Here is a 23404-nt window from a genome sequence, read left to right as displayed (position 1 = left end):
GCACAGCACCACCTCACGACGGGCCGCGCGGAAGGGGACCCCGACCGCGCGGCCCTTGCCACACCCCACCCCTGCACACCACCAGTGCACACGACCACCAGCGACAATGGAGGCCACGCGGTGAACACCCTGCCGCAGCAGCTGGCCAACGGGCTGCTTCTGGGCTCGATGTACGGGCTGATCGCCATCGGCTACACGATGGTGTACGGCATCGTCCAGCTCATCAACTTCGCGCACGGCGAGATCTTCATGACCGGCGCCTTCGGCGCCTTCACGGTCTACTTCTACATCCTTCCCGACGGCGTCTCGATGGCCGTCGCCGTCCCCCTGATGCTGGTCGGCGGCGGCATCGTCGCGATCCTCATCGCGGTCGGAGCGGAACGGTTCGCCTACAGACCCCTGCGCGGAGCACCACGGCTCGCACCGCTCATCACCGCGATCGGCCTCTCCCTGGCCCTGCAGGAAGTCGTCCGCAACTTCTACCCCGGCGCCGACCGCGCGGTCGCCTTCCCCGGCCTGGACACCACCCACGACATCGGCTCCGTCACCATCAAGGACGCCGACATCTTCCTCGTCGTGGCCGCCATCATCTGCATGTCCGCGCTCGCCTTCTTCGTGCGCAAGTCCCGCACCGGCCGCGCCATGCAGGCCACTGCCCAGGACCCGGACACCGCACAGCTCATGGGCATCGACACCAACCGCATCATCGTCATCGCCTTCGCCATCGGCGGCTTCTTCGCCGCCGTCGCCGCGGTCGCCTACGGCCTCAAGTACGGCAACATCGACTACCGCATGGGCTTCCTGATGGGCCTCAAGGCCTTCACCGCCGCCGTCCTGGGCGGCATCGGCAACATCTACGGCGCCATGCTCGGCGGCCTGGTCCTCGGCGTCGCCGAAACCCTCGCCTCCGCCTACATCGACGGCATCCCCGGCATGGACAAACTCGGCGGCCAGAGCTGGGCCAACGTCTGGGCCTTCGCGCTCCTCATCATCGTTCTCCTCGTCAGGCCACAGGGCCTGCTCGGCGAACGCGTCGCGGACAGGGCGTGACCACCATGACCGACACCACCACCCGCGGCCTCATCCCGCTGCCCCTCGCGGCAGCCCGCGCGCTCCTCCTCGCCGGCGGCATCGCCACGGCGGCCTCCACGTTCCTCGCCTGGACCTGGACCTCCGAATTCCCCGGCGACCTCACCGTCACCGGCTACCCCGGCGGCCTCCAGTGGCTGACCCTCATCGCCGGCGCCCTCACCGCGCTGTTCGCCCTCTCCTCGTACGGCGTCCGCGGCCTGGGATGGCTCATCCCCGCCCGCAACAACGCGCCCCTGGTGCTCACCGCCCTCGGCGGCTTCGGCGTCACCTGGTACACGATCATCTCGATCGCAGCCGAACTCGGCGGCCTCGCCAACCTGGAGCCGGGCGGCTGGGTCGCCGCCGTCGCCTCCCTCCTGCCCGTCATCGGCGCCTTCGCTCTCCCCGAGCCGCGCACGGACGACACCAAGGAGAACATCAAGGCGTACCTCGCCAAGCCCGACAAAATCCCCGCCCCCCAGCCCCTGAGCCCCTGGCTGGAGCGCGCGGTCATCACCATCGCCACGATCATCGGTCTGGCCGTGTTCACCTACGGCATCGACACCGAGTACGGCGAGCTGTTCATCGGCTACCTGATCGTGGTCGTCTTCGCCATCTGGGCGCTGCACACCGCGGGCCTGATCGACCGCTTCTCCCGGACCGTCGCCCACAACCGCAGCTTCACGCTCGCCATGGGCTTCGCCGCCGCGATCGCGTTCCCCTTCACCCAGACCGACGACCACTACGCCAACATCGGCGTCAACATCCTGATCTTCGGGACCGTCGCGCTGGGCCTGAACATCGTCGTCGGCCTCGCGGGCCTGCTCGACCTGGGATACGTCGCCTTCCTCGGCGTCGGCGCCTACACCGCCGCCCTGGTCTCCGGCTCCGAGTTCTCCACCATCTCCGGCGTCCACTTCCCCTTCTGGGCCGCCGCCCTGACCGGCGCCGCCGCCTCGCTGATCTTCGGCGTGCTGATCGGCGCCCCCACCCTGCGCCTGCGCGGCGACTACCTCGCCATCGTCACCCTGGGCTTCGGAGAGATCTTCCGCATCGCCGTCAACAACATGGACGGCGAATCCGGACCCGACATCACCAACGGGCCCAACGGCATCCCCTCCATCCCCGACCTCAAGCTGTTCGGGTTCAACCTCGGCGAAGCCCACGACGTCGGCGGCTTCACCCTGGGCCGCTTCGCCAACTACTACCTCCTGATGGTGCTGATCATGGCCATCGTGGTCCTGGTCTACACCCGCGCCGCCGACTCCCGCATCGGCCGCTCCTGGATCGCGATCCGCGAGGACGAGACCGCCGCCACCGCCATGGGCATCAACGGCTTCCGCGTCAAGCTCGTCGCCTTCGCCCTGGGCGCCGCCCTGGCCGGTCTGGCCGGCACCGTCAGTGCCCACGTCACCTACAGCGTCGTCCCGACGCCGTACCAGTTCGCCGGATCGACGCCCCCCAACTCGGCGTTCCTGCTGGCCGCGGTCGTCCTGGGCGGCATGGGCACGGTCGCCGGCCCGCTCCTCGGCGCGGCCCTGCTCTACCTGCTGCCCGAGAAGCTGGTCTTCCTCCAGGACAAGTCGCTGCTGGCCTTCGGCATCGCCCTCATCCTGCTGATGCGCTTCCGCCCCGAAGGCATCATCGCCAACCGCCGCCGCCAGCTCGAATTCCACGAGACCGGCCAACTCGACGTACCGGATACGACCACACTGACCGACCAACCCACCGTCACGAAGGCGGGGGCGTGAGCACCATGACGACACCTGTACTCGAAGCCCGCAACGTCACCATGCGCTTCGGCGGCCTCACCGCTGTCCGCTCGGTCGACTTCACCGTCAACGCGGGCGAGATCGTCGGCCTGATCGGCCCCAACGGCGCCGGCAAGACCACCTTCTTCAACTGCCTCACCGGCCTGTACGTCCCCACCGAGGGCACCGTCTCCTACAAGGGCACCGTGCTGCCGCCCAAGCCGCACCTGGTCACCCAGGCCGGCATCGCCCGCACCTTCCAGAACATCCGCCTGTTCGCCAACATGACGGTCCTGGAGAACGTCCTCGTCGGGCGCCACACGCGGACGAAGGAAGGCCTCTGGTCGGCGTTGCTGCGCGGCCCCGGCTTCAAGAAGGCGGAAAAGGCCAGCGAGGAACGCGCCATGGAACTCCTGGAGTTCATCGGCCTCGAAGGCAAACGCGACCACCTCGCCCGCAACCTGCCCTACGGCGAACAGCGCAAGCTGGAAATCGCCCGCGCGCTCGCCTCCGAGCCCGGCCTGCTCCTGCTCGACGAGCCGACGGCCGGCATGAACCCGCAGGAGACCCGCGCCACCGAAGACCTGGTCTTCGCCATCCGCGACCAGGGCGTCGCCGTCCTGCTCATCGAGCACGACATGCGCTTCGTCTTCAACCTCTCCGACCGCGTCGCCGTCCTCGTCCAGGGCGAGAAACTCGTCGAAGGCACCTCCGACGTCGTCCAGGCCGACGAACGCGTCATCGCCGCCTACCTCGGCGAACCCTTCGAAGGCGAACCCGGCGAAGCAGAGGCAGCGGAAGTCGAGGCCGCCGAGGCACAGAGCACCACCGGCACCAAGGGAGACGCCCAGTGACCGCCCTCCTGGAAGTCGAGGACCTCCGGGTCTCCTACGGCAAGATCGAAGCCGTCAAAGGCATCTCCTTCAGCGTCGAAGCCGGCCAGGTCGTCACCCTCATCGGCACCAACGGCGCCGGCAAGACGACCACGCTCAGGACCCTGTCCGGGCTGCTGAAGCCGACGTCCGGCAAGATCCTCTTCGACGGCAAGCCCCTCAGCGGCATCCCCGCCCACAAGATCGTCTCCTTCGGGCTCGCCCACTCCCCCGAAGGCCGGCACATCTTCCCCCGCCTGACCATCTTCGAGAACCTCCAGCTCGGAGCGTTCCTGAGGAAGGACAAGGAAGGGATCGAGAAGGACATACAGCGCGCCTACGAGCTCTTCCCGATCCTGGGCGAGCGCCGCAACCAGGCAGCGGGCACGCTGTCCGGCGGCGAGCAGCAGATGCTGGCCATGGGCCGCGCGCTCATGTCCCAGCCGAAGCTGCTCATGCTCGACGAGCCCTCCATGGGCCTCTCACCGATCATGATGCAGAAGATCATGGCGACCATCGTCGAGCTGAAGTCCCAGGGCACGACGATCCTCCTGGTCGAGCAGAACGCCCAGGCGGCGCTGTCCCTGGCCGACCAGGGCCACGTCATGGAGGTCGGCAACATCGTCCTGTCCGGCACCGGACAAGACCTGCTGCACGACGAGTCGGTCCGAAAGGCCTACCTCGGCGAAGACTGATCTGTTCGGCTGTACGACGAGGCCCGCGCCCCCTGCTGGGGACGCGGGCCTCGGTCCGTTGTGGCCGTCGAGCTCAGCCCTTGTTGGCCTTCTTCTCGTCGGCGTCCTGGATGACGGCCTCCGCGACCTGCTGCATCGACATACGCCGGTCCATCGAGGTCTTCTGGATCCACCGGAACGCGGCGGGCTCGGTGAGCCCGTACGACGTCTGCAGGATCGACTTCGCCCGGTCCACCAGCTTGCGGGTCTCCAGGCGGAGGGTGAGATCGGCGACCTCGTTCTCCAGCTCCCTGAGCTCGGTGAACCGTGAGACGGCCATCTCGATCGCCGGCACGACGTCGCTCTTGCTGAACGGCTTCACGAGGTACGCCATGGCACCGGCGTCCCTCGCCCGCTCGACGAGGTCGCGCTGCGAGAACGCGGTGAGCATGAGGACGGGCGCGATGCGCTCTTCCGCGATCTTCTCGGCGGCGGAGATGCCGTCCAGCTTGGGCATCTTCACGTCGAGGATGACCAGGTCGGGCTTGTGCTCACGGGCGAGCTCGACGGCCTGCTCACCGTCACCGGCCTCGCCTACGACGCTGTAGCCCTCTTCCTCCAGCATCTCTTTGAGGTCGAGACGGATCAGCGCCTCGTCCTCGGCAATGACGACACGGGTCGTCAGCGGAGGCACGTGCGACTTGTCGTCGTCGGGCGCGTCTACGGGCTGGGGCGACTCGGGGGCGGTCACGGGGGCTCCTTGTTACGGGCCGGGCAGGTACTGCTGCTTGTGCAGCCTACCTAGAGGCGGGCAGGTACGGTGACCCGGTATGCTTCCGTTCAGCTACCCAGCCAGCCCGGTTGGTGGAACAGGCGAGACACGCGGCGCTCAAACCGCCGTGCCCTTCGGGGCGTGTGGGTTCGAATCCCACACCGGGCACCTTTAGGAAATAGCGGATGTCCACGTTCTCGTGAACATCCGCTTTTCACTGCACGCAGTCGCGATCACTCACTCAGGGTAGTCGCATGAACTTGCACAGCACTGAGGTTCGACAGAAGGCAATCACACTGCTGCACGAGGGCGCGAGGAACGCGGATGTCGCCCGCCAGCTCAACATTCCCGTGGGAACGATCGGCAAATGGCTGCATCTGGATCGGGCCCGGTCGTGTCCCTCTTCGTGGTGTAAGCGACCTTGCTCGACGAGTTCCGGTAACCGCGCGTCGGCCACGCCATGGGACATGGCTCCCGGGTCGCGCAGCGGCTGACCTGCCGTCAGCGCCATGCGCGGCCCCGAACCGCACCGATGCGGCGATGACCTGCGGATTCCGGCGCCTTGATCCGCTACACCACCTGGCGGGACGCCACCCCGGGCCCGGCGCGGCGAGTGCCCAGGCAGGCAGACTCCCAAGTGCCCACGTTGCGATGGCCGCCCGCTCGACCCCGTCGCGTACGCCTACTTGCTCGGCTTGTATCTCGGGGATGGCTACATCGTTCACTGGTCCGGCCACAGAAGCCCGTTCCTTGTCATCACGTGCGACGACTCCTGGCCAGGACTCATGGATGAGTGCGAGCGAGCAATGCGCTCAGTCTTCCCTGGTAACGCCGTCTGTCGCGCTGCCAAGGCGGGATGCCACGACCTGAAGCTCTCCTCCAACCATCTGCCATGCATGTTCCCGCAACACGGCCCCGGCAAGAAGCACCAGCGCGCCATCGCCCTGGAGCCCTGGCAGCAGGAGGTCGTCGACGCCCACCCCTGGGAGTTCATCCGAGGCCTCATCCACTCCGACGGGTGTCGCATCACCAACTGGACCACCCGAGTCGTAGCCGGTGAGCGCAGGCGCTACGAATACCCCCGGTACTTCTTCATCAACCTGTCGGGCGACATCCTTTGGCTCTTCACCGACACCCTCGACCACGTGGGCGTCGACTGGAAGCAGGCGAACAAGCACAACATCTCGATCGCCCGCAAAGCCTCAGTAGCCCTGCTCGACACCCACGTAGGCCCCAAGCACTGACCACCCCTACCTGGGACTGTCATCCTCGCCGACGTGATGCACCCGGACCAGGTTCGTCGACCCGGAAACCCCGGGCGGCGAACCCGCCGTGATCACCACCACGTCACCCTTCTCGCAGCGGCCGTACCGCAGCAGCAGCTCGTCCACCTGGTCCACCATCGCGTCCGTGGAGTCGACTTGCGGGCCGAGGAACGTCTCCACACCCCACGTCAGATTCAGCTGCGACCGTGTCGAAGGCTCCGGAGTGAACGCCAGCAGCGGGATCGGGGACCGGTACCGCGACAGTCGACGAACCGTGTCGCCCGACTGGGTGAAGGCCACCAGGAACTTGGCGCCGAGGAAGTCGCCCATCTCCGCCGCCGCCCGGGCGACAGCCCCTCCCTGGGTACGAGGCTTGTTCCGTTCCGTCAGCGGCGGCAGCCCCTTCGCGAGGATGTCCTCCTCCGCCGCCTCCACGATCTTCGCCATCGTCCGGACCGTCTCGACCGCGTACTTCCCGACGCTCGTCTCGCCCGACAGCATCACCGCATCCGTGCCGTCGATCACCGCGTTCGCCACATCCGACGCCTCAGCCCTCGTCGGCCGCGAGTTCTCGATCATCGAGTCCAGCATCTGCGTCGCGACGATCACCGGCTTGGCGTTCCGCTTCGCCAGTTTGATCGCCCGCTTCTGGACGATCGGCACCTGCTCAAGGGGCATCTCCACGCCCAGGTCACCACGCGCGACCATGATGCCGTCGAAGGCGGCCACGATGTCGTCGATCGCCTCGACCGCCTGCGGCTTCTCCACCTTGGCGATGACCGGGACGCGCCGCCCCGCCTCGTCCATGATCCGGTGGACTTCCTCGATGTCCCGCCCCGAACGCACGAAGGACAGCGCGATCACGTCGAAGCCCATGCGCAGGGCCCAGCGCAGATCCTCTTCGTCCTTCTCCGAGAGTGCCGGGACCGATACGGCCACACCGGGGAGGTTCAGGCCTTTGTGGTCCGACACCATGCCGCCCTCGACGACCGTCGTGTGGACCCGCGGGCCCTCCACCGACGTGACCTCCAGGCAGACCTTGCCGTCATCGACGAGGATCCTCTCGCCCACGCCGACATCCGCCGCCAGACCCCCGTACGTCGTCCCGCACGACCGCTGGTCGCCCTCCGCGCCCTCCTCCACCGTGATGGTGAACGCGTCCCCGCGTTCAAGGAGTACGGGTCCCTCACCGAAGTGGCCGAGGCGGATCTTCGGGCCCTGAAGGTCGGCGAGGAGGCCGACGCTGTGGCCGGACTCGTCGGAGGCCTTGCGGACGTGGTGGTAGCGCTCCTCGTGTTCGGCGTAGCTGCCGTGGCTGAGGTTGAAGCGGGCTACGTCCATTCCGGCGTCGACCAGGGCTTTGATCTGGTCGTAGGAGTGGGTGGCGGGGCCCAGGGTGCAGACGATCTTTGCTCGGCGCATGTTTCGACCCTAGACCTTACCGATGGGTAGGCAATTGGGTGGGCATGACGACTCAACAACCTTTGGGTGAAGGGCTATTGACAAGGGTTGAAGTGTGCGCGCCCCCGCTCCGATGAGCATTCCGAATGCAAATCCGACCCCGCGCTCACAGCGTCGGTGGTGCCATCGTGAAGCGTGCGTTGACCTGGGCGTGGACGTGTTGGCGTTGGGGTTCGAGGTCGAGGGGGGCGGCCGAGGTGTCCGCCGCGGCCTCGTAGGCCATGGAGCGTGCGCGGCTGGCCTTGCCGACGAAGCGGGGTTCGGGGTCTTCCGCTCCGATGTCGGCGAGTTCGACCAATGAGGCGAGTGACGTGCCCAGTGCTTCCGCGTACTCCCTGGCCCGCTGGACGGCTTCCCTGACCGCCTGTTGGCGTGCTTCCCGGTGGGCGGGCGAGTCGCGGCGCAGGGCCCACCAGGGGCCGTCGACCCTCGTCAACTCCAGGTCGGCCAGCCGCGTCGTAAGTTCGCCCAGTGCCGTGAAGTCGGTCAGCTCCGCGGTGATGTGGACGCGGCCGTGGTAGGCGTGGACGCGTTCGCCGCGGCCGTGTTCCTTCAGCTCCGGGGTGACGGAGAAGGAGCCGGTTTCGAGGCGTTCGACGGCGTCGCCGTAGGCCTTCAGCAGGTCGAGGACGCTTGTGTTGCGGCGGGTGAGGTCGTCGAGGGCGGTGCGGCGGTCCTTGCCGCGGGAGGCGACGGTGATGCCGAGGCGGGCGATCTCGGGGTCGACTTCGAGGTGGGCTTCGCCGCGGACGGCGATGCGGGGTGCGTCGGGGGTGCCGTAGGGAACGGTCATAACGACTCACTGTGTCAGTTTTCGCGCGTTGAGTCACCAGATCGAAACCTGTGGGGACTGTTGCCGTTCGACATGTGCGGGTCAGAATCTACGCGCGTTGTTGACCGTTCCCCGAGGAGATCCAGACATGCCCTTGAACCGCAGGAAGTTCCTGGAGAAGTCCGCCGTGACCGGTGCGGGTGTCGCGCTGGCCGGTGCCGTGGGTGCTCCGGCGGCCCAGGCCGCGGAGGCCGGGAAGGGTCGGAAGAAGCGGTACTCGCTCACGGTCATGGGCACCACCGACCTGCACGGTCATGTCTTCAACTGGGACTACTTCAAGGACGCGGAGTACAAGGACGCCGCGGGCAACGCGCAGGGGCTGTCCCGGATCTCGACGCTGGTGAACCAGGTGCGCGCGGAGAAGGGTCGGCGCAACACGCTGCTGCTCGACGCGGGCGACACGATTCAGGGCACTCCGCTGACGTACTACTACGCGAAGGTCGACCCGATCACCGCGAAGGGTGGTCCGGTGCATCCGATGGCGGCGGCGATGAACGCGATCGGGTATGACGCGGTGGCGCTCGGGAACCACGAGTTCAACTACGGCATCGAGACGCTGCGGAAGTTCGAGGAGCAGTGCGACTTCCCGCTGCTTGGCGCGAACGCGCTGGACGCGAAGACGCAGAAGCCCGCTTTCCCGCCGTACTTCATCAAGAAGTTCTGTGTGCAGGGTGCGCCGCCGGTGAAGGTGGCGGTGCTGGGTCTGACGAATCCGGGTATCGCGATCTGGGACAAGGCTTATGTGCAGGGGAAGTTGACGTTTCCGGGGCTTGAGGAGCAGGCGGCGAAGTGGGTGCCGAAGCTGCGGTCGATGGGTGCGGACGTGGTGATCGTGTCGGCGCACTCGGGGTCGTCGGGGACGTCGTCGTACGGTGACCAGTTGCCGTATGTCGAGAACTCGGCGGCGTTGGTGGCGCAGCAGGTGCCGGGGATCGACGCGATTCTGGTCGGGCACGCGCATGTGGAGATCCCGGAGCTGAAGGTCACCAACACGGAGACCGGGAAGACGGTCGTGCTGTCGGAGCCGTTGGCGTATGCGGAGCGGTTGTCGCTGTTCGACTTCGAGTTGGTCCTGGAGAAGGGTCGCTGGTCGGTCGAGTCGGTGTCGTCGAAGGTGTTGAACTCGAACTCGGTCGCGGACGATCCGAAGATCACCAAGCTGCTGAAGGCCGACCACGACGTTGTCGTCGCGTACGTCAACCAGGTCGTGGGTACGGCGACGGAGACGCTGACGACGGTCGAGGCGCGCTACAAGGACGCGCCGATCATCGACCTGATCACGAAGGTCCAGGAGGACGTGGTGAGGGCGGCACTGGCGTCCACGGAGTACGCGTCGCTGCCGGTCATCGCGCAGGCGTCGCCGTTCTCGCGGACGTCGGAGATCCCGGCCGGCGAGGTGACGATCCGGGATCTGTCCAGCCTGTACGTGTACGACAACACGCTGGTCGCGAAGCTGATGACGGGGGCGCAGCTCAGGGCGTACCTGGAGTACTCGGCGCAGTACTTCGTGCAGACGGCGGCGGGTGCGGCGGTCGACGTGGAGAAGCTGACGAACGCGGGCAACCGTCCGGACTACAACTACGACTACGTGTCGGGGCTGTCGTACGACATCGACATCGCGCAGGCGGCGGGTTCGCGGATCAAGAACCTGACGTACAACGGGGCCGCGCTGGACGACGGGCAGCAGTTCGTGTTCGCGGTGAACAACTACCGTGCGAACGGCGGCGGTGCGTTCCCGCACGTGGCCTCCGCGACCGAGCTGTGGTCGGAGTCGACGGAGATCCGGACGCGGATCGCGGAGTGGGTGACCGCGAAGGGTGTGCTGGACCCGAAGGACTTCGCGTCGGTGGACTGGAGGCTGACGCGGGACGGTACGCCGGTGTTCTAGAGGTTCGCGCCGGCGACGTCGACACGGGCGCCGTCGCCGGCCTGCTCACCGTCCTTCGACCAGGGGGGTGAGTGCGGGGGCTGTGCGGGCCGGTGGGATCTGCGGTCGGGGTTCGAGGCCGAAGGTGGTGAAGGCGGTGCGGGCCGGGAGGGGGTAGGCCTGTTTGCCGGTGACGGTGTTGAGGATGGTGGCGCTGCGCCAGGCGGCGAGGCCTAGGTCGGGGGTGCCGACGCCGTGGGTGTGGCGTTCGGCGTTCTGGACGTACACATGACAGTCGGCGCCGGTGACGGACGGGTCGAGGTCGAGGCGGAACTGGTCGTCGATTCGCGGGCGTTCGCGGCTGTCGCGGCGCAGGTAGGGGTCGAGTCCGGCGAGGATGCGGTCGAGGGGGCGTTCGCGGTGGCCGGTGGCGAGGACGACGGCGTCGGTGGTGAGCCGGGAGCGGGTGTTCTGCTGGATGTGTTCCAGGTGGAGTTCGATCTTGGTGGTGGCGATCCGGCCGGCGGTGCGGACGCGGACGCCGGGGGTGAGGACGGCGTCGGGCCAGCCGCCGTGCAGGGTGCGGCGGTAGAGCTCGTCGTGGATGTCGGCGATGGTGGCGGCGTCGATGCCCCGGTGGAGCTGCCACTGGGTGGTGGTGAGGCGGTCGCGGACGCCTTCGGGGAGGGCGTGGAAGTAGCGGGTGTAGTCGGGGGTGAAGTGTTCGAGGCCGAGCTTGGAGTACTCCATGGGTGCGAAGGCCTCGGTGCGGCCGATCCAGTGCAGCTGCTCGCGGCCTGCGGGGCGGCCTCGTAGCAGGTCGAGGAAGACCTCGGCGCCGGACTGTCCGGAGCCGACGACGGTGACGTGCTCGGCGGCGAGGAGCTTTTGACGGTGGGCGAGGTAGTCGCTGGCGTGGACGACGGGTACGCCGGGGGCCTCGACGAGGGGCTTGAGGGGTTCGGGTACGTAGGGCTCGGTGCCGATGCCGAGGACGATGTTCTTGGTGTACGTACGGCCCAGTGCCTCGGCCTCGCCGTCGGTGTCGAGCTGGGTGAAGTCGACCTCGAAGACGTCGCGTTCGGGGTTGAAGCGGACGGCGTCGACCTGGTGTCGGAAGTGCAGTCCGGGGAGGTTCTCGGCGACCCAGCGGCAGTAGGCGTCGTATTCGGCGCGCTGGATGTGGAAGCGCTCGGCGAAGTAGAAGGGGAAGAGCCGCTCGCGCTCCTTCAGGTAGTTGAGGAAGGTCCACTCGCTGGCGGGGTCGGCGAGGGTCACCAGGTCGGCGAGGAACGGGACTTGGATGGTGGCGCCGTCGATGAGCAGTCCGGGGTGCCAGTCGAAGGAGGGGCGCTGTTCGTAGAAGACGGCGTCGAGGGCGGTGAGGGGCTGGGCGAGGGCGGCGAGGGAGAGGTTGAAGGGGCCGATGCCGATGCCGACGAGGTCGCGGGGTGCGTCGGGCTCGTGGTGTGGGGGGTGGGGGTTCATCGGGGGGTGGTTCCTTCCACGAGGTTCAGGAGTCCGGCGAGGTCGGCCGGCCGGGTGGTGGGGTTGAGGAGGGTGACCTTGAGCCAGAGCCGGTTTGCTGCGCGGGCTCGGCCGAGGACGGCACGGCCGTCGGTGAGGAGTTTTCGGCGTACGGCGGCTACGGCGTCGTCGGTGGCGCTCGCCGGTCGGAACAGGACCGTGCTGATGGTGGGGGGTTCGTGGAGTTCGAATCCGGGGTGGTCGTGGACGAGCTGCGCGAACTCCTGTGCTCGCTCGCAGACTTGGTCGACCAGGGCGGCGAGTCCTGTTCGTCCCAGGGTTCTCAGGGTTACGGCGATCTTGAGAACGTCGGGGCGGCGGGTGGTGCGCAGGGAGCGGCCGAGGAGGTCGGGGAGGCCGGCCTCGGTGTCGTCGTCGGCGTTGAGGTAGTCGGCGCGTTGGTTCAGGGCGGTGAGGTCTTGGCCGTCGCGGACGGCGAGGAGTCCTGCGGCGACGGGTTGCCAGCCGAGTTTGTGGAGGTCGAGGGTCACGGTGTGGGCGGCGCTCAGACCGGTGAGCTTGGCTCTGTGCCGTGCGCTGAAGAGGAGCCCTCCGCCGTAGGCCGCGTCGATGTGCAGGCGGGTGCCGCGCTGTGCGCACCAGTCGGCGATCTCGGGCAGTGGGTCGATCAGGCCGGCGTCGGTGGTGCCCGCCGTGGCGGCGATGAGCAGCGGTCCGGGCGGGAGTGTGTCCAGGGCTGCGGGATCGAGGGTGCCGTGGGGGGTGGGGACGGTCACCGGCTCGGGCAGGCCCAGGAGCCAGGCGGCCCTTGGGAGGGAGTGGTGGGCGTTCTCGCCGCAGACGAGGCGGACGCCGGGTCCATGTGTCTCTCTGGCCAAGAGGAGGGCGAGTTGGTTTGATTCCGTGCCACCGGTTGTGATCAGAGCGTCGGGCCGGTGGGGGCTTGTCGCGCAGTTCCCCGCGCCCCTGGGTGTCTCGAAGTACACCTCTTCAGCAAGTCGCCGTGTCACCAGTGACTCGAGCTCCGAGGCTGCCGGGGCCTGGTCCCAGGAGTCGAGGGATGGGTTCAGCGCTGAGGCGGCCAGGTCTGCCGCTGCGGCCACCGCGAGCGGCGGACAGTGCAGGTGGGCCGCGCAGAATGGGTTCGCCGGGTCCGCCGAGCCCTCCGCCACGGCCCGTAGCAGGTGCCGTAGGGCCTCCGGGTCGCCCTCGTCCGGGAGTACGGTCCCCAGCGCGTCGCGTACCCGGGCTGCGACCGCCTCCGGCCCGCCCGTCGGCAGTGGGCCCCCACGCGCCCGCGCCCCCTCCCCCAGCGCCTCCAGAACCGTGTCCAGCAACGGGCGCAGCGAGGAGGGGCCTTCGGGGCCCGAGGCCAGGGGCGGCGTGTGCATCGTCGACCTCCGGGGGCGCTGGGGGGGCTTCCAGCTTGGACGCGGCCCGCGTGCGCGCGCCCGGAGAGTTCAACGATCCTGACCCGAAAGGGGGTACCTCCCGTACGGGGAAAATCCGCTCTACGCCTCCCTGACCCGCAACGCCCTCGCCAGGTCGTCCAGTTGGTCCGTGAGCTTGCGGCGCAGGGCGGGGATGGGGTCGGCGTCCTGCAGGCACGCCTCGCCGAGCGCCAGGTTGTCGGTGTCGAGGGCGTAGTCGGGGAACGCCCAGCGGCCGGCCGCGTCGGCGATGGCGGGGCCGCGGCGGGCGGCGAGGGCGACGGCGTCCTCGTAGTAGCGGGGCACGTACTGCCGTACGAGATCGGCCTGTTCGGGCTGCCAGAAGCCCTGGGCGGTGGCGGTGAACAGGTAGTTGGAGAGGTCGTCGTGGGTGAACATCGCCTCCCAGGCCTGTGCCTTGGCCTCCTCGGTGGGGAGGGCGGCGCGGCAGCGGGCGGCGCCTTCCTGGCCGGTGGCGGAGGGGTCGCGGGCGAGTTCGGCGGCGATCTCGGTCTCGTCGGTGGCGCCGAGGACGGCGAGGCGGGCGAGGACGCGCCAGCGCAGTTCGGGGTCGAGTTCGGGGCCGCCGGGGACGGTGCCGTCGGCGAGCCAGGCGGCGATGGTGTCGGGCTGGGAGGTGACGTTGATGCAGTGGCGTACGGCGATCAGGCGCAGGCCGGGGTTGTCGCCGTCCTCGGTGCGGCGGATGAGGTCGCGGCAGAGGGAGGAGAGGGTGGCGAGGGCGGCGGGGCGCTGGTCGGGGGTGACGTAGCGGTCGGCGACGTAGGTGGCGGCGAAGGCGAGGACGCCCTGGACGAGGGCGAGGTCGGTCTCGTGCGGGAGGTGGGTGCGGGCGGCCTCCAGGTAGGCCTGGGGCGCCAGTTCGCCGTCGCGGACCGCGTCGCGCAGGGCGTTCCAGACGACCGCGCGGGTCAGTGCGGAGGGGAGGCCGGAGAGGCTTTCGGTGACCGCCTTGAAGGACTCGGTGTCGAAGCGGACCTTGGCGTAGGTGAGGTCGCCGTCGTTGAGGAGCAGGAGGGCCGGTCGCTTGCCGATGGGCTGCGGGGTGGTCTGCGGGACGTCGAGGTCGAGGCGTTCGCGCAGGACCAGGTGGCGGCCCTCGTCGGCGACGTCATGGTCGTAGAGGCCGACGGCGATGCGGTGCGGGCGGCTGCCCTGGTGCTCGGTCTGGAGGGTGTACGTGCCCTCCTCGCCGCGGGTGACGGTGGGCCGGAGGGTGTCGACGCCGGTGGTGCGGAGCCAGGCGTCGGCCCAGGCGTGGACGTCGCGTTCGGTGGCGGAGGCGAGGGAGTCGATGAAGTCGGCGAGGGTGGCGTTGTCGAACTTGTGGCGGGTGAAGTGGGTGTTGATGCCGGCGAGGAAGTCCTTCTCGCCGAGCCAGTGCACCAGCTGGCGTAGTGCGGAGGCGCCCTTGGCGTAGGAGATGCCGTCGAAGTTGAGGAGCGCCGAGGCGGTGTCCTCCACGGCGACGGGGGCGACGGGGTGGGTGGAGGGGCGCTGGTCGGCGTCGTAGCCCCAGCCCTTGCGCATGACGCCGAAGTCGACCCAGGTGTCCGTGAAGCGGGTGGCTTCGGTGAGGGTCTGGTAGCCCATGTACTCGGCGAAGGACTCGTTGAGCCAGATGTCGTCCCACCAGCGCAGGGTGACGAGGTCGCCGAACCACATGTGGGCCATCTCGTGGGCGATGACCATGGCGCGGGTCTGGCGTTCGGTGTCGGTGACGGCGGAGCGGTAGACGAACTCGTCGCGGAAGGTGACGAGGCCGGGGTTCTCCATGGCGCCGGCGTTGAACTCGGGGACGAACGCCTGGTCGTAGGAGTCGAAGGGGTAGGGCTCCTCGAACTTCTCGTGGTAGCGGTCGTAGCACTGCCTGGTGATCTCGAAGAGTTCGTCGGCGTCCGGGTCGAGGTAGGGCGCGAGTGAGCGGCGGCAGTGGATGCCGAAGGGCAGGCCACGGTGTTCGGTGCGTACGGAGTGCCAGGGGCCGGCGGCGACGGCGACGAGGTAGGTGGAGATCAGGGGGGTGGGGGCGGCCTGCCAGCGGCCCTCGCCGAGTTCTGTGGTGATGCCGTTGGCGAGGACGCTCCAGCCCTCGGGGGCCTTCACCGTCAGGTCGAAGACGGCCTTGAGGTCGGGCTGGTCGAAGGCGGCGAAGACGCGCTGGACGTCGTCCATGAACAGCTGGGTGTAGACGTAGCTCTCGCCGTCGGTGGGGTCGGTGAAGCGGTGCATGCCCTCGCCGGTGCGGGAGTAGCGCATGCTCGCGGCGATCCGCAGTTCGTGATCGCCGGCGGTGAGGCTCTTGAGGGGGAGCCGGTTGCCGTCGAGGGCCTCCGGGTCGAGGGGGGCGCCGTCGAGGGTCGCCTCTCGCAGCTCGGCCGGCTTGAGCTCGACGAAGGTGTCCGCTTCCGCGCGCATGGTGAACCGGATGACGGTCAGGGACTCGAAGGTCTCGTCGCCGGTGGTGAGGTCGAGCGCGATGGTGTAACGGTGAACGTCGAGGAGCTTGGCACGGGTCTGCGCTTCGTCGCGCGTCAGTACGGACATGCAGGACATGCTGCCTGATGGCAGAGGTAACTCACAGAGGCGGATCGGTACACGCCTTATGTCCGGTCCGGTTCGAGCTCCTCGGCGTGCGCCCCCTGTCCGCGCTGCACCGGAACACGGGCGTCCGGGTGGGGTAGGGCGCTGCGGGCGGCGCTCGGTCCTTCCCCGGGGTGGTCCTTGACGAGGGCGCGTAACTCGCGCACCTCGTGTTCGAGGGCGAGGTGGCGGCGGTGGGCGTCGAAGAGGTAGCGGACCTTGGTGCGCAGGGCCCAGGGGTCGATGGGTTTCATGACGAGGTCGGCGACGCCGAGGCCGAAAGCGGTGGAGGTCAGTTCGTGGTCGGCGCCGAAGCCGGTGAGCAGGACGACGGGGATGTGCTGGGTCTGCTCCAGGCGCCGCATGTAGCGGACCACGTCGAGGCCGCTGACGCCGGGCATCCGCACGTCGAGGAGGAGGAGGCCGACCTGGCCCCGGAGTACCTGCTTGAGGGCTTCGTCACCGCTGGTGGCGCGGCCGAGCTGGTAGCCCAGGGGGGCCAGGGCGCTCTCCAGGGCGTAGAGCGTGTCCTCGTGGTCGTCGACGATGAGGATCTTGGCATCCGACGGCATGGCCCGACGTCCCTCCCTCGCGGACAACCAGCCTACGCCCGCGTGCTGACGCGGAGTGCTCGTGGGCTGACAAGGAGTGCACAGGGCAGCATGCCGTGTGCGGGGCGCGGTGTCACGTCCTCGGGCTGTCCTACGAGGTCATTTGGCCAGGGAGCCGGTTCCGTTCACGGTGTCCTCGGCGATGCGCTCGTGGTGTCTGATCACCTCGGCGATGATGAAATTCAGGAACTTCTCAGCGAAGGCCGGGTCGAGTTTGGCGTTCTCGGCGAGGGTGCGCAGCCGTTCGATCTGGCGGGCCTCGCGGGCCGGGTCGGCGGGCGGCAGCTGGTGGCGGGCCTTGAGGTGGCCGACCTGCTGGGTGGCCTTGAAGCGTTCGGCGAGCATGTGGACGACGGCCGCGTCGATGTTGTCGATGCTGTCGCGCAGCCGGGCGAGCTCCTCGCGGACCGCGGGGTCGACGTCACCGGATCCGGTGTTGCTGGTGGTCATGAGCGACCACCCTACGGGGGCGGGGCGGCCGGTTCCTCGTCGGATCGGCCGGATCGGGGGCGGGGTCGGCTCGCGGGCCGATGGGCTGGTACGGGGGCCGCGGGATCGGTACCGGACCTGGAGCGGCCGGGCCTTCCTCACCGATACCCCGTGCACCTCGCTCGGCAAAGGCTGGAACCAGTCCTGTACAAGGGGACGCCACACCGTGCCCGAGGCGGCAGGGACACAAGGGCCGTGTTCTGATCGGACCTCAGCCGAGGTCCGCCAACTCCCGCGCGACCACCGTGCGGAAGTCGTGCGGTGGCCGCCCGGTGACGCGCCGGACCACGTCGGTCGTGCGGTCCTCGGCGCCCTCGGCGATGGCGCGGTCCATGCCGGCCAGCAGCTCGGCGAACTCCCGTCCCATCAGCGGCGCGAGACGGTCGCACAGCTGCTCGTGGGTCAGGTGGCGGTGGACGACCGGGCGGCCGGTGACCTCGGTGACGATCGTGGCGATGTCGTCGTGGCTGAGCGCCTGCGGCCCGGTGAGGACCAGGTCGGAGTCGGGGGCGCGGACGTCGGTCAGGGCGTGCACGGCGACGGCGGCGATGTCCTCGGCGTCGACGAAGCCGATCCGGCCCTTCCCGGCCGCCGTACGGATGGTGCCGGTGTCGCGGATGCCGAGCGCGTGCAGGTGCGTGCCCGTGAAGTTCTGCATGAACCAGGACGGCCGTAGGACCGCCCATGCGTCGAAGAGGTCCGGCAGCGCCTGGTGGACCACTCCCACGGCCGGACCGCCCTCGGGGACGGCCGACGAGCTGAGCAGCACCGCACGGCCGACGCCGGCCGCGCGGGCCCGCCGGAGAAAGGGGAGCATGACCGCCGCCGGGTCCGGGTCACCCACGGGCGGCACGAGGTAGACGCGGTCGACTCCGGTGAGGGCGTCGGCGTGGGTGGCGGGGTCGTACCAGTCGAAGCGGACCGGCTCCGCCCCGGGGACGGGGGTGCCGCCGCGGCTCGCGGCCCGGACCCGGTGACCGGCGGCGGTGAGCTGTGCGGTGACACGGCTGCCGGTGGTGCCGGTGGCGCCTGTGACCAGGGGGGTGCCGGTCATCGGTCGCTCTCCCCGAAGCCCGGGCCGTCGAGGGCGAGGGCGGCGAGCGGGTCCCAGTAGTCCCGGTAGGACACGATGAGCCCGTTCCGTACGGTCACCACGGCGACGTACGTCATCTCGAAGGGGCCGTCCGTGGCGACCACGCGGCCCACACCGCGCATCTCCACCACGATCGTCTCGGGGTCGGTGGTCTCGTGGCTCCGCACCTCGGGGAAGTCGTGCAGGTCGATGTGGTCGGGGTAGGGGCGCATGTACGCGGCGACGGCCTGCTTGCCCTCCAGCCGACGGGGTCGGCCCGGCGGGGCGAAGGGGAACTCCATGGTGCCGTCCTCCGCCCACAGGTCGACCCAGGCGGGGATGTCCTTGTCCAGCAGCAGACGCAGGCTGTGGCGGTACAGGTCCGCCGGTGAGGTGGTGGTTGCGGGCATGGGGGGGTCTCCGTCCCGTCGTACGATACGGACCCGGGGTCCGTTTCAACTGCCCGGGAACGATACGGACCCGGGGTCCGCTTCGCAAACGGATATGGACCCGGAGTCCGCTTTACAGTCGGAGGGAACCGCACCGCATGACCGAGCGCACACCACGCAAGGACGCCGTCCGGAACCGGGCGGCTCTCCTCGCGGCCGCCGACGCGCTCTTCGCCGAGGGCGGAAGCGCGGAAGCCGTCACGATGGCGGACGTCGCGACCGCGGCCGGGGTCGGCAAGGCGTCGCTCTTCCGGGCCTTCGGCGACCGCACCGGGCTGATCCGCGCGCTCTACGAGGCCCGGCTCGAACCGGTGCGGGAGGCGGTGGAATCGGGCCCGCCGCCGCTCGGGCCCGAGACCCCCGCGCCGGAGCGGGTGTTCGCCCTGCTCGACGCCCTCCTGTGCTTCAAGCTCGACAACCGCCACCTCGTCGTGGCCCTCGAGGCCACCGGGGACGACAGCCCGTACCGGGCGGAGCATTACGGACACTGGCACGCCCTGCTGGAATCCACACTGCGCCGGATCCCCGACCTCCCGGATCCCGCCTTCACCGCCCACGCCCTCCTCGCCGCCACCCGCGCCGACCTCGTCGAACACCTCGCCGGACACGAGGGCGTACCCCGGGAAACGCTCCGCGCCCACCTGGCCACCTTCACCGCGAGAGTCCTGAACGGTCCTGTTGTGTAGAGCTGCCTTCTGGTCGCCGCCGGGCGCCGTCAGGTTGCAGTGATGTGCGTCACGCCGGAATTGTCGTCGATGGCGCCGATTGGCCCGTTGTCGATAAGTGGTAAGCGGGCCGCTCTGTGGCCGAATCAGGACGCTGCCACCAGGACCGGAAAATTCGGTCGATCGCCCGGCGTCGTGATCGCGGTTGCGAAAAGCCACGCTCCGCCTGGTCACACGTGTGTGCGGGTGCGCGAGGAGATGTGAAGAGATCCGGATTCGCGGATCGAGGTGTCACGGAGCGTGGCCCCTGCGGCCACAGGGACGTTCGTTGCCCGGCAGGCTCGGCGGTCCACATAATGACCGGGCTCGTCGACGGGCCGCAGGAGGGGAACCCCTTTGCACTGACGTTTGCCATCGAACACCGAACTATCTGAATGAGGTCACCCATGGCCCGACATCGCCAGAAACCGAAACGCCGTAAGACAGTCGGTGTCATAGCCGCCGTGGTGTCGGTGGGCGCCGTGGCGGTCCCTGTGGCAGCCCAGGCGAGCGGCAATGGGCTGGGCGGCTGGGACATCGTCTCGTTCAGCTGGTGGGGCTGGGGCGAGAAGTCGGATCCGGTGGCCACCCCGAAGCCGTCGTCGTCGGCTTTCGCATCCGCGACCGCACTGGCGTCGCCGACCTCCACCAAGGCCACCCCGACCGGCACCCCGAGCGCCTCCGCCAGCCCCTCCCCGAGCACGTCCCCCAAGGCTTCCCGCACCCCGACCGCCACCCCGGCCACCACCCCGCCCGTCACGCCGTCGAGCGTCCCGAAGGCCACGGTCTTCAGCAGGACACCGCAGGCCGCCGCCGCCAGCGCGGCCCCGGGGCCCACGGACCAGGTGCTCACTCTCGTCAACGCGGAGCGCGCGAAGGCCGGTTGCTCGCCGCTGACCGAGAACTCCAAGCTCACCAAGGCCGCCCAGGACCACAGCCAGGACATGGCCGACCACCAGAACATGTCCCACACCGGTTCCGACGGCTCGTCCATGGGCGACCGGCTCGCCCGCGTGGGCTACGCGTTCAGGACGGCGGGCGAGAACGTCGCCTACGGCTACAGCTCCCCCGAGAGCGTCATGGACGGCTGGATGAACAGCCCCGGTCACAAGGCGAACATCCTCAACTGCGCCTTCAAGGAGATCGGCATCGGTCTGGCCCAGCCGGGCTACTACTGGACCCAGGACTTCGGCGCGACCTCGTAGCGCGGCCCAGGCGGATGCCGGCGGCCGTCAGATCCGCGGCGGATCATCCGGATCCGGCACCTGGTTGCTCCAGCCGCCCGGCACGGTTCGGCTTTCCTGGGCGCGGAAGCGGATGGGGGCCATGCCGACGCGGCGGGTGAACAGGCGGGAGAAGTAGGCCGGGTCGTCGTAGCCGACGCGGCGGGCCACAGAGGCGACGGGGAGTTCGGTGGCGGCGAGGAGTTCCTTGGCGCGGCCCAGACGGATACCGAGGAGGTAGTCCTTGGGGCTGCACCCGGCGCCCCGGCGGACGGCGGTGCGGAGTTCGGCCAGCGTCATGTGGTGCCGGGCGGCGTGGTCGGCGACCGACATCGGTTTGAACGCGTCCCGGGCGAGGGCCTTGAGGACGGGGTCGCCGTCGGGCGCGAGGTCGGCGCGGGCCCGGCGCAGGGCGACCAGCAGCTCATGGACCGCGGCGCCGGTCTCCACCTCCAGCAGGGGGTTGTCGCGGCGGGCGGCCCGCGCGATACGGGCGATCACGGAACGCGGGCCGGTGGCGTCGGACAGGGGTACGACGGGGCGGTCCGGCTCGATGTAGCCCAGTTCGGTGTACGTGGCGGTCGCGGGCCCGGTGAAGCCGACGAACCCCTCGTCCCAGCCGGTCTCCGGGTCGGGCGCGTAGTGGTGCGGGATGCCGGGGGTGAGCCACAGCAGCGCGGGCGCGGTCACCGTCGTACGCCGGCCGTCGGGGCTCTCGTACCACCCGGAACCGGTGCTGATGACGACGGCGACATGGCTGTCGAGGGTGCGGGGGCCGACGGTGGGCAGCGCGCCGTACTGGAGTCCGACGCCGAGGCAGACCATGCCCAGGCGGTGATGGACGGGGCTGGGCGAGAGGAACCGCATCCAGGTGTGGTACATCGCGCTCCTTGCCTGCGCTTCGGTCCAAGCAGCGCCGATCTTTGTCCATGGACGTGATCCTCGCCAGTCGTGAGGGTGGAGCCTATGAGCGAGTTCACGGTGGGTGAAACCGATTTCCTGCTGGACGGCCGGCCGGTACGGCTGCTGTCCGGCGCACTGCACTACTTCCGGGTGCACGAGGCGCAGTGGGGTCACCGGCTGGCGATGCTGCGGGCGATGGGCCTCAACTGCGTGGAGACGTACGTGCCGTGGAACCTCCACGAGCCGCACCCGGGGGACTTCCGGGACGTGGAGGCGCTGGGCCGGTTCCTGGACGCGGCCCGGGAGGCCGGGCTGTGGGCGATCGTCCGCCCGGGCCCGTACATCTGCGCGGAGTGGGAGAACGGCGGCCTGCCGCACTGGCTCCGGGGGCATGCGCGCACGAGCGACGAGCGGTACGTGAGCCAGGTCGAGCGCTGGTTCCGACGACTGCTCCCGCAGGTCGTGGAGCGGCAGCTCGACCGCGGCGGCCCGGTGCTCATGGTGCAGGTGGAGAACGAGTACGGCAGCTACGGCTCGGACGCCGGCTATCTGCGATGGCTTGCCGAACTGCTGCGCGCGGAGGGCGTGTCCGTGCCCCTGTGCACCTCGGACGGCCCCGAGGACCACATGCTCACCGGCGGCTCGGTCCCCGGCGTCCTCGCCACGGTGAACTTCGGCTCGGGCGCCCGCTCGGCCTTCGAGACCCTGCGCCGGCACCGCCCGGACGGCCCGCTGATGTGCATGGAGTTCTGGTGCGGCTGGTTCGACCACTGGGGCGGCGAGCACGTCGTACGGGACGGGCGGGACGCGGCCTCGACGCTGCGGGAGATCCTGGAGTGCGGCGCCTCGGTGAACCTGTACATGGCGCACGGCGGCACCAACTTCGCGGGCTGGGCGGGCGCCAACCGGGGCGGGGGCGCCCTGCACGACGGGCCTCTGGAGCCGGACGTGACGTCGTACGACTACGACGCGCCCATCGACGAGTACGGCAGGCCGACGGAGAAGTTCTGGCGTCTGCGGGAGGTACTGGCCGAGTACGGCCCGGTGGCGGAACTGCCGCCCGCGCCCGGGGTGTTGGGCCTTGGAAGTGACGTGGATCTGACCGGATGGGCGGCCCTGGACGCCGTACTGGAGGAGCGCGGTGGACCGCCCGTCGAGGGGCCCGTCCCGCCGAGCTTCGAGGAGCTGGACGTCGACCGCGGACTCGTGCGGTACGAGGTGACCGTGCCGGGGCCGCGGCAGCCCTATCCACTGATCGCTCGCGGCCTCAGGGACCTCGCGGTGGTGTACGTCGACGGGGAGCGGGCCGGGGTGCTCAACGAGGACGACGTGCAGCTCAAGGAGCTGGTGGCGGGGCACGCGCGCGTGGAGCTGTGGGTGGAGTCGCTGGGGCGGGTCAACTACGGGCCCCGGAGCGGCGAGGCCAAGGGGATCACCGGGGGGCTGCTGCACGAGCGGCAGTTCCTGCACGGGGTGCGGGCGCGGGGGCTCAGACTGGACGCGCTGGACTCGGTGGCTGGGATCAACTTCGGGGCGGTCCCGGGGGGCGGCTCTCCTGGGCTGTACCGGGGTGAGGTGAGCGTGCGGGGCGCCGGGGACGCCGTCCTTGAGCTGCCGGGGTGGACCCGGGGGTTCGTGTGGATCAACGGCTTCAACCTCGGCCGGTACTGGTCCATGGGCCCGCAGCGGACGCTGTACGTGCCGGGTCCGGTGCTGCGGGAAGGCGGCAACGAGGTGTGGGTGCTGGAGCTGGAGGAGGCACCGGCGGACCGGCCCGCGCTCCGGCTGAGCGCGCCGGATCCGGCCCACGAGAATTGGCCCGCGACCTCGTAGAGTGGAACCGGGTTCTGGGCGTCCTGGGGGTAC

19 protein-coding genes, 1 tRNA gene and 2 pseudogenes are annotated in these 23404 nt (G+C 69.4%); 11 read left to right on the top strand and 11 right to left on the bottom strand.

What is annotated here, in order from left to right:
* Positions 1-120 precede the first annotated feature (120 nt).
* The 4 genes from AB0D34_RS17020 to AB0D34_RS17005 are packed head-to-tail and all read left to right on the top strand — an operon-like array spanning position 121 to position 4389.
* Positions 121-1050, top strand: coding sequence for a branched-chain amino acid ABC transporter permease (locus AB0D34_RS17020; protein WP_362662232.1), 930 nt, complete (start codon positions 121-123; stop codon positions 1048-1050).
* A 5-nt stretch (positions 1051-1055) separates the two neighbouring features.
* Complete coding sequence (locus AB0D34_RS17015) at positions 1056-2822, top strand: branched-chain amino acid ABC transporter permease (protein ID WP_362662354.1); 1767 nt, start codon at positions 1056-1058, stop codon at positions 2820-2822.
* Positions 2823-2827: 5 nt separating this feature from the next.
* Positions 2828-3676, top strand: a complete 849-nt coding sequence (locus AB0D34_RS17010; protein ID WP_362662352.1) for an ABC transporter ATP-binding protein — start codon at positions 2828-2830, stop codon at positions 3674-3676.
* Positions 3673-4389 carry an ABC transporter ATP-binding protein gene (locus AB0D34_RS17005; protein ID WP_007381330.1) on the top strand — a complete coding sequence of 239 codons (717 nt, stop codon included), beginning with the start codon at positions 3673-3675 and terminating at the stop codon, positions 4387-4389. Before AB0D34_RS17010 ends, AB0D34_RS17005 begins: the two co-directional genes overlap by 4 nt.
* A 73-nt stretch (positions 4390-4462) precedes the next feature.
* Here the strand turns inward: AB0D34_RS17005 and AB0D34_RS17000 are convergent, their stop codons facing one another.
* Positions 4463-5119, bottom strand: a complete 657-nt coding sequence (locus AB0D34_RS17000) for a response regulator (protein WP_031041938.1) — start codon at positions 5117-5119, stop codon at positions 4463-4465.
* 104 nt (positions 5120-5223) lie between these two features.
* Here AB0D34_RS17000 and AB0D34_RS16995 point away from each other — a divergent pair.
* The 3 genes and pseudogenes from AB0D34_RS16995 to AB0D34_RS16985 all read left to right on the top strand — a co-directional run.
* Positions 5224-5308, top strand: a tRNA-Leu gene (locus tag AB0D34_RS16995).
* Between the two features lie 86 nt (positions 5309-5394).
* Positions 5395-5529, top strand: a pseudogene (locus tag AB0D34_RS16990) (helix-turn-helix domain-containing protein); the annotation flags it as partial.
* Between the two features lie 207 nt (positions 5530-5736).
* Positions 5737-6384 (top strand): annotated as a pseudogene (locus AB0D34_RS16985) (helix-turn-helix domain-containing protein); the annotation flags it as partial.
* Between the two features lie 6 nt (positions 6385-6390).
* Here AB0D34_RS16985 and pyk read toward each other — a convergent pair.
* Together pyk and AB0D34_RS16975 are read right to left on the bottom strand one after the other, a co-directional pair.
* The gene (gene pyk, locus AB0D34_RS16980) at positions 6391-7827 is read right to left on the bottom strand and encodes a pyruvate kinase (RefSeq protein ID WP_362662230.1); all 1437 of its coding nucleotides are present in this window, start codon (positions 7825-7827) and stop codon (positions 6391-6393) included.
* Positions 7828-7972: 145 nt separating this feature from the next.
* On the bottom strand, positions 7973-8659 hold the full coding sequence (locus tag AB0D34_RS16975; RefSeq protein WP_362662228.1) for an SIMPL domain-containing protein: 687 nt from the start codon (positions 8657-8659) through the stop codon (positions 7973-7975).
* A gap of 127 nt (positions 8660-8786) precedes the next feature.
* On the opposite strand from AB0D34_RS16975, the gene AB0D34_RS16970 reads away from it, so the two are divergent.
* The gene (locus AB0D34_RS16970) at positions 8787-10586 is read left to right on the top strand and encodes a 5'-nucleotidase C-terminal domain-containing protein (RefSeq protein ID WP_362662226.1); all 1800 of its coding nucleotides are present in this window, start codon (positions 8787-8789) and stop codon (positions 10584-10586) included.
* Between the two features lie 45 nt (positions 10587-10631).
* Here AB0D34_RS16970 and AB0D34_RS16965 read toward each other — a convergent pair whose 3' ends face one another.
* From AB0D34_RS16965 to AB0D34_RS16935, 7 genes are all read right to left on the bottom strand, one after another.
* Positions 10632-12053, bottom strand: coding sequence for a SidA/IucD/PvdA family monooxygenase (locus tag AB0D34_RS16965; RefSeq protein ID WP_362662224.1), 1422 nt, complete (start codon positions 12051-12053; stop codon positions 10632-10634).
* Positions 12050-13444 carry an aminotransferase class V-fold PLP-dependent enzyme gene (locus AB0D34_RS16960; RefSeq protein ID WP_362662222.1) on the bottom strand — a complete coding sequence of 465 codons (1395 nt, stop codon included), beginning with the start codon at positions 13442-13444 and terminating at the stop codon, positions 12050-12052. The genes AB0D34_RS16965 and AB0D34_RS16960 overlap by 4 nt, the downstream gene beginning before the upstream one ends.
* A gap of 120 nt (positions 13445-13564) precedes the next feature.
* Positions 13565-16051: an aminopeptidase N gene (gene pepN / locus AB0D34_RS16955; protein WP_362662221.1), complete on the bottom strand. Its 2487-nt coding sequence runs from the start codon at positions 16049-16051 to the stop codon at positions 13565-13567.
* Positions 16052-16107: 56 nt separating this feature from the next.
* Positions 16108-16659, bottom strand: a complete 552-nt coding sequence (locus AB0D34_RS16950) for a response regulator (protein WP_362662219.1) — start codon at positions 16657-16659, stop codon at positions 16108-16110.
* Positions 16660-16797: 138 nt separating this feature from the next.
* Complete coding sequence (locus AB0D34_RS16945) at positions 16798-17148, bottom strand: chorismate mutase (protein ID WP_362662218.1); 351 nt, start codon at positions 17146-17148, stop codon at positions 16798-16800.
* A gap of 250 nt (positions 17149-17398) precedes the next feature.
* Complete coding sequence (locus tag AB0D34_RS16940) at positions 17399-18241, bottom strand: NAD(P)H-binding protein (RefSeq protein WP_362662216.1); 843 nt, start codon at positions 18239-18241, stop codon at positions 17399-17401.
* Complete coding sequence (locus AB0D34_RS16935) at positions 18238-18669, bottom strand: nuclear transport factor 2 family protein (RefSeq protein WP_362662214.1); 432 nt, start codon at positions 18667-18669, stop codon at positions 18238-18240. Before AB0D34_RS16935 ends, AB0D34_RS16940 begins: the two co-directional genes overlap by 4 nt.
* 137 nt (positions 18670-18806) lie before the next feature.
* On the opposite strand from AB0D34_RS16935, the gene AB0D34_RS16930 reads away from it, so the two are divergent.
* Both AB0D34_RS16930 and AB0D34_RS16925 read left to right on the top strand, forming a co-directional pair.
* A complete protein-coding gene (locus AB0D34_RS16930) occupies positions 18807-19394 on the top strand; it encodes a TetR/AcrR family transcriptional regulator (RefSeq protein WP_362662212.1) in 588 nt (195 codons plus the stop codon).
* 425 nt (positions 19395-19819) lie between these two features.
* A complete protein-coding gene (locus AB0D34_RS16925; RefSeq protein WP_362662210.1) occupies positions 19820-20617 on the top strand; it encodes a CAP domain-containing protein in 798 nt (265 codons plus the stop codon).
* Between the two features lie 27 nt (positions 20618-20644).
* On the opposite strand, the gene AB0D34_RS16920 is transcribed toward AB0D34_RS16925, so the two are convergent.
* A complete protein-coding gene (locus tag AB0D34_RS16920; protein WP_362662208.1) occupies positions 20645-21517 on the bottom strand; it encodes an AraC family transcriptional regulator in 873 nt (290 codons plus the stop codon).
* Positions 21518-21601: 84 nt separating this feature from the next.
* Here AB0D34_RS16920 and AB0D34_RS16915 point away from each other — a divergent pair, with 84 nt between their 5' ends.
* On the top strand, positions 21602-23371 hold the full coding sequence (locus AB0D34_RS16915) for a beta-galactosidase family protein (RefSeq protein WP_362662206.1): 1770 nt from the start codon (positions 21602-21604) through the stop codon (positions 23369-23371).
* Positions 23372-23404: the final 33 nt, after the last annotated feature.

This window comes from Streptomyces sp. NPDC048420, from assembly GCF_040651535.1.
In the GTDB taxonomy this organism is placed as follows: Bacteria; Actinomycetota; Actinomycetes; order Streptomycetales; family Streptomycetaceae; genus Streptomyces.
This window is presented reverse-complemented; position numbering and strand designations above follow the sequence as displayed.

Bases quoted from the DNA above. Each gene is read 5' to 3' on its own strand.
- AB0D34_RS16915 (WP_362662206.1), top strand. From the start codon at position 21,602: ATGAGCGAGTTCACGGTGGGTGAAACCGATTTCCTGCTGGACGGCCGG.
- AB0D34_RS16960 (WP_362662222.1), bottom strand. From the start codon at position 13,444: ATGCACACGCCGCCCCTGGCCTCGGGCCCCGAAGGCCCCTCCTCGCTG.
- AB0D34_RS16975 (WP_362662228.1), bottom strand. From the start codon at position 8,659: ATGACCGTTCCCTACGGCACCCCCGACGCACCCCGCATCGCCGTCCGC.
- AB0D34_RS16935 (WP_362662214.1), bottom strand. From the start codon at position 18,669: ATGCCCGCAACCACCACCTCACCGGCGGACCTGTACCGCCACAGCCTG.
- pyk (WP_362662230.1), bottom strand. From the start codon at position 7,827: ATGCGCCGAGCAAAGATCGTCTGCACCCTGGGCCCCGCCACCCACTCC.
- AB0D34_RS17015 (WP_362662354.1), top strand. From the start codon at position 1,056: ATGACCGACACCACCACCCGCGGCCTCATCCCGCTGCCCCTCGCGGCA.
- AB0D34_RS16945 (WP_362662218.1), bottom strand. From the start codon at position 17,148: ATGACCACCAGCAACACCGGATCCGGTGACGTCGACCCCGCGGTCCGC.
- AB0D34_RS16930 (WP_362662212.1), top strand. From the start codon at position 18,807: ATGACCGAGCGCACACCACGCAAGGACGCCGTCCGGAACCGGGCGGCT.
- AB0D34_RS16970 (WP_362662226.1), top strand. From the start codon at position 8,787: ATGCCCTTGAACCGCAGGAAGTTCCTGGAGAAGTCCGCCGTGACCGGT.
- AB0D34_RS16940 (WP_362662216.1), bottom strand. From the start codon at position 18,241: ATGACCGGCACCCCCCTGGTCACAGGCGCCACCGGCACCACCGGCAGC.
- AB0D34_RS16920 (WP_362662208.1), bottom strand. From the start codon at position 21,517: ATGTACCACACCTGGATGCGGTTCCTCTCGCCCAGCCCCGTCCATCAC.
- AB0D34_RS17010 (WP_362662352.1), top strand. From the start codon at position 2,828: ATGACGACACCTGTACTCGAAGCCCGCAACGTCACCATGCGCTTCGGC.
- AB0D34_RS16950 (WP_362662219.1), bottom strand. From the start codon at position 16,659: ATGCCGTCGGATGCCAAGATCCTCATCGTCGACGACCACGAGGACACG.
- pepN (WP_362662221.1), bottom strand. From the start codon at position 16,051: ATGTCCGTACTGACGCGCGACGAAGCGCAGACCCGTGCCAAGCTCCTC.
- AB0D34_RS16925 (WP_362662210.1), top strand. From the start codon at position 19,820: ATGGCCCGACATCGCCAGAAACCGAAACGCCGTAAGACAGTCGGTGTC.
- AB0D34_RS16965 (WP_362662224.1), bottom strand. From the start codon at position 12,053: ATGAACCCCCACCCCCCACACCACGAGCCCGACGCACCCCGCGACCTC.